6 protein-coding genes and 1 pseudogene are annotated in these 9,542 nt (G+C 65.1%); all 7 read right to left on the bottom strand.

What is annotated here, in order from left to right; all coding sequences use genetic code 11:
- Positions 1-151: 151 nt before the first annotated feature.
- The gene (locus ABVV53_RS00790) at positions 152-559 is read right to left on the bottom strand and encodes a DUF1801 domain-containing protein (protein ID WP_353982418.1); all 408 of its coding nucleotides are present in this window, start codon (positions 557-559) and stop codon (positions 152-154) included.
- 139 nt (positions 560-698) lie between these two features.
- The gene (locus tag ABVV53_RS00785) at positions 699-1,325 is read right to left on the bottom strand and encodes a carbonic anhydrase (protein WP_353982417.1); all 627 of its coding nucleotides are present in this window, start codon (positions 1,323-1,325) and stop codon (positions 699-701) included.
- A gap of 455 nt (positions 1,326-1,780) precedes the next feature.
- Positions 1,781-4,993, bottom strand: a complete 3,213-nt coding sequence (locus ABVV53_RS00780; RefSeq protein ID WP_353982416.1) for an autotransporter outer membrane beta-barrel domain-containing protein — start codon at positions 4,991-4,993, stop codon at positions 1,781-1,783.
- A 68-nt stretch (positions 4,994-5,061) separates the two neighbouring features.
- Entirely contained in the window at positions 5,062-7,458 is a 2,397-nt protein-coding gene (locus ABVV53_RS00775; RefSeq protein ID WP_353982415.1) for a TonB-dependent receptor, read from the bottom strand.
- Positions 7,459-7,482: 24 nt separating this feature from the next.
- A complete protein-coding gene (locus ABVV53_RS00770) occupies positions 7,483-8,406 on the bottom strand; it encodes a FecR family protein (protein WP_353982414.1) in 924 nt (307 codons plus the stop codon).
- Positions 8,407-8,451: 45 nt separating this feature from the next.
- Positions 8,452-8,988 (bottom strand): RNA polymerase sigma factor, encoded by a 537-nt coding sequence (locus ABVV53_RS00765; RefSeq protein ID WP_353982413.1) that lies wholly within the window; start codon positions 8,986-8,988, stop codon positions 8,452-8,454.
- Between the two features lie 100 nt (positions 8,989-9,088).
- A pseudogene (locus ABVV53_RS00760) lies at positions 9,089-9,219 on the bottom strand (integrase core domain-containing protein); the annotation flags it as partial.
- Between the last annotated feature and the right edge of the window lie 323 nt (positions 9,220-9,542).

The following is a 9,542-nucleotide window of genomic DNA, read 5'->3' as shown; positions in this document are numbered from 1 at the left end:
GCATTCAGCCACTCATTGCAGCGACCCGCACCTGATCACGAGCCGCGCCTTTAGCAAAAATCGTGCACAGCCTGTCACCGCACTAAGATCCGACAACTCCGCCTCGGCGCGTTTTTACACAGCCTCGGTCGGCAGCAGGCGTTGCTCGATCTTACAGGCGTTCGCCGGGAAGCTTGCTAGCCTGCTTCATCCAAGTTTCGAGTTGCTCCAGATCTATCTCATCCGCTTCCCTGATGTCGAGGTAACGGACGTTCTGCTGTTTAGACTTGCCGGGCGGAACAGGAGTAAGAGCGGTGCCTCGGAAAAAAGTGACCTTCACGTATCGGTCGAAGCAATGAAAAGAAGTGAACCAGCCTTCACCTTCAATCCCGTAGAAGGGCGTGTTCCACTTGACCGCTTTGTTCACGCTTGGGACGGCCCGCTCGATCACCGCATCTAGTGCTCGGCCGATCCGGTTCTTCCATCCCGGCATGGCAGCAATATAGGCTTGGACAGGCCCATCCCCCTCGCCCTTCGGTATCTGCGGGTTACCGCCCGAAAGCAGCTTCGGGGTGACCATGCATTCGCTCCTACTTTCCGACCATGCTAAGGCTCTATTGCACTGGAAAGTAATGTCTCGTGTGGGGCGCCTTCAGACATACTGACAGGTACCTGCCGCGATTGAAACTTCCAGGGCTCGCATCAGATGGCCCTGTTAATTACAACCAGCGCACTTTCCCGGTGGCCAGTTCATAGACTGCACCCACGACCTTCAATTCGCCACGACTCTGCGGTTCCAGCAGCATAGGCTCGGAATAGGTCTGAAGTCGCTCGACCATACGCCGGACATTCTCCTCAACGGCTCGCTCGACCAGGTCACCATCTTCGCCCGCGCGCTGGGCTGCGATCACCGAAGGCAAGATGGGCTCAATCATCCTGCCAATGCTGCCGGGAAAGCGCGCGTCCTTAGTGCAAACGTCAGTCGCGGCCGCGACGGCACCGCACTTTTCGTGACCCAGCACGATGATCAACGGGACCTTGAGCGCCATGACCGAGTACTCGATTGAGCCCATCCCCGCCGCGTCGACATTGTTTCCAGCACTCCGGACGATGAACAGGTCACCGAGACCGACGCCGAATAGATGTTCCGGGCCGACCCGAGAATCGGAACACCCTACCAGCGTGGCGAAAGGCTGCTGGCCCTGTGCCAGCTCCAGGCGCCGCTGAAGTGAAATGTCCGGTGCGTGGGGAGCATCGGCGACAAAGGCGGCATTGCCTGCAATCAGTCGCTGCAAAGCCTCGTCGGGAGTGGGCTGGACTGGGGGCTGGGGAGATGCAGCTGGCATGTTGATACTTCTCACTTAATTGAAGAGCCGATTGGCGCGAGCTAGATGTCCGGGCGAGACTGGAGTGTAAACCGCCAAATCCCGTTTGGCGGCTCTCAGCAACAAGTCGTTACGTCTGGTTTAAAGAGCTGACGGAATGGCGATGTCGTGCGCCGATCACTCAGAAACCGCAGCCGTGTGACCTCGAGAAGCTGGCCGAGCGCATGTCGAGACAGTCCAGTAATCCCCAGAACAAACTCGACGCCTCCCGCCAATGGGCACAACCACTCCAGCCTGGAACTCCATCTCACCGACCGCCGAGCGTCCAAGGAACGCCGCTCAGCAGTACTCGCTGAGCGGGCAGGTTCTCCCGAGCCAGCCTCCGGCGCTTCAAGGCCTAAGTGCATGGTGTGGAGAGAGGCTAGCATTGAACTAAGGGCGCCGGTTCGCCCCTTCGCCCTCATTAAGCTATGAGCTTACCAGCCGATCGTGACGGAGCCGCGCACTGCTAGGCTTATGTGGCCGTGGCGGTCCTCCCCGGATACTTCGCCGCCTGCGGTGAAACCGCTGGCTCCGCCGACGGCGCGCAGGCGTGCGAACCAACCGCTCGTCGCCGTGTCGCCTTCAAGCGTGAACGCATCCCCACCCTCAAAGCGGGCAGTGGTGCGGCCGAGCCCCCCGTTCACAATCTCGCGCCAGCCACCTTCGGTTTCAATCCGGAACCACTGCTCATCCTTCGCGCGCATGCCGAGGAAGTCGATACCGAGCACAAGGCTGGGATTCACGGCCAGTTCGTCGCTCTTGCGTGTGTCGACGGTTAGATTGAGCTTACCGCCTCCGCTCTCCGAATAGCCGTCCTCTTTGAGCCGGACGTAGTCGATCGTCACGCTGGGGCGGAAGAAGAAGAACTGTGTGCCGCCCTCGACCGCTGCGCCGCCGGCGAAGCTGACGAAGCTGCCGTCCCATTCGGCGCTCATCGTGCGACGCACAGTCTCTTGACCGATCGAGCCGGTGAACGTGCGCTCGCCCTCGTAATTAACCTTGCCCAGCGAACCACGAGCGAAGCCGCTGACTGGTCCAAAGCGGCCGCGCCAGTGCGCGGCCAGCTCGAAGCCGGTGGAGTCGATGTCGGACATATCGCCGTCGCCGTGATGGTTGCCCAGGTACGAGATCGTCGCACCGAAGCTGCCGATGCCGGTCCGATACTCTCCACCTGCAGACCAGGCGTAGCCATTGAGCTTGTAGGCCGCGCTTTCGCCGGTCTCGCGGTCGCTGTCCCAGAACGCCATGTTCAGCGTGGTGGTGAAGCGATCGCCGCTCGTGATCTCGCGGGGGCCTTGCGGATCCTGCAGTTGACGGCCGAGTGTGCGGATGCCCAGGCTCACACCCTCGAATGTGCCGCCGGCGTGATCCGGCAGCATCTGGCCCACTGCCGAGCGGAACTGCTCCCCGTCGGTAATGCCCAGGAACACGTCCTCGATCTTCTCGTCGCGGCTGAGGGCCGAGAAGACGGCGTTGTATGCCGCCGCACCCGAGCGGTTCAGCTCCAACTCTTTCACGGTGCGCCGCTTCACGTCGACCACGATGGTGTTGGCGGGGGCATTCTTGTTCAGCTCTGCCTTGTAGAGGAACGGCACCAGGTCGGTCTGGCTCGCAAGTTTGTCGCGCCCTGTCAGCGTGCCGGCAGTCAGGACCTGGTAGCTCCCCTCGGCAGTGGATACGCTGGCCAGTCGAATGCCGAGCTTTGCGCCTTGCGCGAAGCTGGCGGTGCCTGCGACTGAGTAGGCACTGCCCGCGCTCGCCTCTTTGTTGAGCGTGACCATCAGTACCCCGCTCGCCCCGACGTCGAGCGAGGCCAGGGAGGCCGGCTTGTCGATGTCGAGCGTGCCACCGCCGACCTTCACCGAAGCGCTAGCGGAATTGGCGAGGGCACCTGTGAAGCGAGCCGTGCCGGCGAGAGTCAGCGTGTCCGCGCCGCCGCCGAAGTCCACGGTGCCGGTGTAGGTGCTGCTGCCCGCCAGCGCCATCGCGTCAGCGCCCGCGCCGAACGTCACGGAGCCGGTCTGCGCCGCATCCCCGGACAAGTTCAGCGTGGCCTTGCCGGCACCAAAGCGCACTTCGCCCGTGAGAGTGCCGTCGGCGATATCCAGCACATCGTCGCCTGCACCCAGCAGCACGTCCCCAACGATCGCGGGGGCAGAGATGCCCGCCGCCACTTGAGTTTGCCGGATCGAGAGGTTGGCGGTGGCACCGGAGAGGTCGATCGCGATGTTGCGGCCAGAACCTGCCTTTGCGCCCGTGGCCGAGATCGTCCCGGCGTTCTCGATGGAGGTGAGAGTACCGCTGGCGTCGAAAATCGCAGTCGCCGAGCCGTTCTCTCCTGATACGGCCTTGATGGTGCCCGCATTGCGCATCGTGGGGAGTGTGGCTCCGGCGTCGATCCGCACCGCCGAGGCAACCGCGCCGGCCACGTTGCCGCTGGTCGCACTGATCGTGCCCGCGTTCTGCAGCAGCGGCGCCGTCGCGCCTGCGCCTAGGCGCATCGCCGTGGCGCTCGCTCCGTTTGCCGCCGCCGATACCGTGCCGGTCAAGCCGATCCCGTTGGCGATGCTCACCGCGCCGCCGCGGCCGGCAACTACAACGCCGTTCGACGCGACGCCGGCATAGATCCCTTGGGCTTCCGCCACACCTTCGATGATGAGCCCGAAACCGCTCGGCGTGCCCGCAATTGGGCCGAGCGCGATTGCACGATCGGTCGCGCCGATCTGAAGGGCAGGTGCGGCGCCATAGGAGGAGACGCGGGCAGTGCCTTCCTTGGCATCCTCGATACCGTCGCCATCCTCATCCGCCTTGGCAGGATCGGCGTCTTTGGGGGCGGCGGCGAGGATCACCCCGCCCGTCACGCTGCCTTCGATGAGCAGAGCTGGCCCGCCCTGCAGTAGGTCGTCGGCATCGAGCTTGGAAACGTCCGTGGGCGGCGTGGTGTAGCGGTATCCGGTCGCGCTGACCGCGCCTTGCACCACCATCGCACCCGTCACATCACCGGCAAAGCGGGCGCCGATGGCATCGCGACCCTGCGCGGTGACGGTGCCGGCCAGACGCACGTTGCCGTCGATCGCTTGGGCTGACACTGCGATGCTGCGGTCGCCGAGAACCCTGGTGGGGCCATCGTGGCTGAAGGCCCCGGTCAGCTTTCCTCCCAGTGCAATGCCGGCGGAGTCGTTGCCTTCGACCGTGATCGTGCCGGCTTGCGTGAGCTTGCCGACATGCGCGCCCTGCGTGCGGATGCCGGTTCGGTTCGCCCCAAGTGCGAAGGGCCCATCGAGATCGCCGTCTTTGTCGGTATCGGTCGGGGTATAAGGCTCATCCAGGGTGATCGTGCCGGTGTTGGTGATGTCACCGCTGGTGCCCGTCAGCGAGTCAATGCCGATGGCGCCACTGGCGTTGGCGATGGTGATCGTCCCGCCGTTTGCGACCGCATGGTTGCTGTCCTGCGTAATCGCAGTGCTGCCGGAGAGCACCACCGAGCCGGTGCTGGTCACCGTAATCGCGGCCGCAGCACCGCCGCGGATCGTCGAAGTCCGTAGCGGGGCGGTGCGTGCGTTGGTCACGTCTTCCGCATGAGCGGCGGTCGAAAGCGCAATCACAGCGCTTGTGGCAAGGAGAGTCCGGGGTAGGTAGCGCGGCATCTTCGTCCCTCTGAGGTCGGTTTCGATACCCAGACGGAGACCTGTGCAGGCGACCTTGAAAAAAGTTCCTAGAACTTTGCGTCCAGGCCGATCCGCACCGTGCGCGGGCGAAGCGGAGTCACCTGGTCGCGCACAGTGGCGAACGGCGTGCCCAGTGAGAAGCGGTTGCCGCGGCTGTTGGCGATGTTGCTGATCGACAGGGTCAGGCCATAGGCTTCGGTGCCCAGGCGCACGTCGGCGCTGCTGTCGATGTAGTCACCTTGGAGTTCGCCTAGCTCCGGCCCAATGCCGAGCCGCGACTTGCCCACGTAGCTTGCCCAAAGATTAGACGAGAGACGCAGGGACCTGCCGAGTTCACGGTTCCAGCTGAGCGCCGCGCGTCCGGAAACTTCGGCGATGTTGGGGACCTGCATCGATCTGGCCAGCACCGCGTCGTAGGCCTGCGCGCTCGAGACCGGCACCGGCATCGCTCGCGCCACGAGCGTCAGCAGCTCGGACGTGGGCGTGTCCACTTCGCTGTTGTTCCAGGCCACGCCGGCTTCGGCCCGCAAGCCGCGCACGATCTCTATGCCGCCTGTAACGCTGGCCGACCAGACGCGGCCATTGCCGATATTAGCGGTGCTCGGCAGGCCCGCGTTGTCGATGAAGTCGGCCTGTATGTCGCGCCAGCGGGTGAAGGAAACGCTTGCTGTCACGTGGAAGGGGCCGCTGCCGGTGCGACTGTGGCGCAGCCCGAGTTCCCAAGTCGACGTGCGGTCGTTGCGAAAGCGCCTTACGAAGTCGCTTTCCATCGTCAGGCCGCCCGGACGGAAGCCTTGCTCATAGCGCATGTAAAGCGTCGCTGTGGGCGAGACCTGCGCGTTCACAGCCAGCGAAGGAAGGGCGGTGCTCACCGTTTGATCCGCCGTTACGGCCGCGCGCGCAAGGGCGAGCGCCGGTGCCACGTCGTGCGCGACGTCCTGTGCCGCACCCCCGAGCCGCGAGTGAGTGAGGCGGGCGCCAGCGGTGGCCGTCAGGCCCTCGCGCAGGCGCAAGCTGGCTTGTGCGTAGAGCGTCGCCTCATCAATGGTGTTGCGCACCCCCGTCGTGCTGCTGCGCAGGCCTTCCGCCTCGAAGCCGCGCGTCAGCACCGTGCGATTGTGGATGAAGCTTGCGCCCACCAGCCAGCCAAAGCCGTTGCGTTCGGGTGCCCAGAGCCGCGTCTCGTGCGCGATCATCCGGGTGCGGTTCTCCTGCGTGAAGAGGCGGGGCATGTCCCCAAGGCTGGCGTCGTAGCGCTCCTCCAGGTCCTGGCGCACGACACCGGTCGTGGAGCGGAGGCCTAACCCGCTGAGCTGGCCAGAGATGATAAATTGCCCCATCGCGTAGTCGGCATTCGACCCCTCGCGCACTTGCGCTTCGCTGACGAGCGGCGAACCGCCGCGCGCCGCGTACTGACTGTCGCGCGCGCGGGTGGATTGGCCCAGGCCGAGGATGTCCACGGTCCACTCAGGCGCGAGTTCAGCGCGCAGGCTGATCCGTCCGCCAAGGATGCGCGTCCGGTTGACGTCATCCTGGCCGAGACGGGGCTTGTCGATGTAGCCGCCCAGTGTCGCTGCATCGATCGTGGCACGCAAGGCGACGGCAGTGCTCGCCGGCAGGTTCACGGTCGCTCCGGCATCGCCGCCAGGCGCGCCTTCCTGCGTCAGCGCGCCACCCAGCGCTACCGCTGCACTCGCCTCGCCAAGCACCGGCGGGTTGGGCACGAGGCGGATGATGCCGCCAAGTGAACCGGCGCCGTACAGCGTGCCTTGCGGCCCTTCGAGCACTTCTACTTGCGCCATGTCTGAGAGCCGCAAGTCGGGATCGGGGGCGTTGTAGGTGAGGCGCAAGTCGCCCAGGTACTGACCGACGGTCGCTTGGGTCGGGCCAGTGAAGCTGGAATCGGCGATGCCGCGAATGAACAGCTTGTTACGTCCGCTGCCCAGGTGCGTCGAACTGACGGTGGGGATCCGCTGCGCGATCTTCTCGGTCCCGCCCGTGCCACCCACTTCCAGTGCGCGCCCATTGATGATGGAGACCTGGCCCGGGACTTTCGCCAGCGTCAACTCGCGCTTGGAGCCGACGACGACGATCAGCTCGGCGTCCACGGCTTCCGGTGCGCGGTCGGCGGCCTCTATGCGCGATGGCTTTGCTGCCGCCGCGCGAGCCGGCGCGGCGGCCTCGATCCGCCAGGCTCCTGGCGCTGCAGACAAAGCGCGCCCGCCTGCTGCGCGGGCCAGGCGGCGGACGGCTTCGACTGGCGCCATGCGGCCCCGCAGCGCCCCGATACGGCGACGTGCCAGTTGCGGATCGACAATGACGATGCTGGTCCCCGTCTGGCGCGCAAGCACGATCGCGACCTCAACCGCGCTGCCGGCGGGAGTCGCAACCGCAACCTCCTTGGCATGAGCCGTAGCCGGCGTGGCGAGAACGGCCGCTGCCATGATCAATGCGCTACGCCGCACGGCTCAGCGTCCGCCGATCACCCAGCGGCCACCTTCGCGGCGCACGGCCACCCCCAGCAGCGGACCGATGGCCGCCGGATCCTCGCGCAGGGAGGCCGTCAGTATCGAGCCAGACACCAAGGCTCCTCCTGGTGCTGCCGCATAGACGACTCCGGTCGCACGCGTCAGCCTCGCCGCCACCTCGTCCAGAGGGGTGGCCTCAAAAGTCAGGCGGCCGTCGCGCCACTCGCCCACTTCCTGCGGTGGGACGTCCACCAGTACCAGCTCGTTTGAACCCGCCGGTCGGCGCAATGCCTGCCCAGGACCGATCCGCACGGCCGCGCCCTCGGGATCGAAGGAGACGGCACCTTCGGCCACAGCGACTTTCAACCCACTTGCGTCGCTGCTGACATCGAAGACCGTGCCGAGATCGACGAGCCGCTCCTCGCCGACGTTCACCTCGAAAGGGCGCTCTGCATCATGGCGCACTGTGAAAAGGGCCTGGCCGTGGTCCAGCCGAGCGTAGCGGGCGTCATCCCGATCGAACGCAATTGTGGTGCCACCCGCCAGTTCCACTCGCGTCCCGCTCTCCAGCGCGACGGTGCGCGTCTCGCCTGGCGGAGTCTCGACGAGGTAGAGGTCCCGCTGTGCGGCAAAGAACGTCGAGATACCTGCGACCAGTGTAAGCGCCGCCAGCCCGCCAGCCAGCCAGGCCGGTCGGCGATGGCGCACGGGCTCCGCTGCGGGACCATCGTCGTTCGCCGGCCCGGCCTTGGCAATCAGATCGGCAGCATCACTGACGGAGGCGCTCACCGCATCGTAGGCGAGCGCATGCGCAGGATCGGCTTCGAGCCACAGCACGAAGGCGTCCCAGTCCGCAAAGCTCGGATCGCCCGTCCGCACCGCCCAGTCGAGCGCTTCCGCCCGGATCGTCCCGTCACTCGCCATCGTGCGCTCCTTCACAAGCGTAGACGGAGGCGATGGGCGCAAGCCTCACTGTCCCGGTCCATTCCGCGGCGAGTCCTTCCATTCGGCGATTGCACGGTAGGCCACGCGCAAGTCCCCCTCGATCGTGCTCAAGCTCACGCCGAGTTCATGCGTGAGTGCCTTCTGCGCGACGCCATCGATGCGGTGCCGACGGAACACCGTCGCGACGCGCGGTCCCAAACTGTCCAGGAGAGAGAGTACGCTGTGCACCTCCTGTGCCGCCGCGATGCGACGCTCGGCCGAGGGCTCGTCTGACGTGCCCGGTGGGAAGCCGGAATGAGTCTCCGCCCATGCGCGGTCCCGCGATCCGGACTGGCGCGCAGAACGGTAGCGGTCGATCATCAGCATGTCCGCGGTGCGATAGAGATAAGCCAGCGGCGCAGCAACGGGTCCCGAGCGTGTGCTCGCGATCTTCAGCCACACTTCTTGCACCAGGTCCTCGGCAGCGTCGCCGGCGCCCCGCGCACGCAGGAAACGCGCCAGCGCCTCGCGGTTTGCCAGGAAGGCCGCTTCGAGACCGGAAACGGAAGGGTCTGCTGTCACGAATGAGCCCACGCTGATGCAGCACCCCCACTTACTGCCTCCTCGCCCTCAAGGAAAGGTCGCCAGCATCACAACTTTGAAGATCCCGCTGATAAACGGTGAGCAGCTCGTCACGTAGCGAGCCGTTGAGGAGTAGCAGTATCCGTTCTCCCGTGGGCTGCCCGACTCGATGTTGAGCGTCTTTACGCCGATCTTTGCACGCCAGTGCTGGACTGCCGTAGCGATGAGCTTCAGCCTGTGAGCCGCCGTACGACCGGCTGACGTATGTCCCGTTTCAAGCGAGGCCCTCGAACACTGAACGGCAAGTGCGGGACTTCATCGCTCCAAACCGTTCTCCACCAGACTACGACATTCGGTGGCGATCTAGCGGGCGCCTGAACGACGACGCTCATTCATCAAGTGCCGGCGCTGGGTCGCGAGAGCATCCCACACAGCTGAGCCTGGTGACGTCCTCCCTATTTTTTTTCATCCACTTTGAGTGAGATTTTCCGGCGCTTTAGAGCCATCAGGCAAGGAGCTGGGAAATGAAGAAGTCGAGGTACACCGAGGAGCAG

Origin of the sequence: Novosphingobium kalidii, assembly GCF_040534015.1 — a bacterium.
GTDB classification, from domain to species: Bacteria; Pseudomonadota; Alphaproteobacteria; order Sphingomonadales; family Sphingomonadaceae; genus Novosphingobium; species Novosphingobium kalidii.
This window is presented reverse-complemented; position numbering and strand designations above follow the sequence as displayed.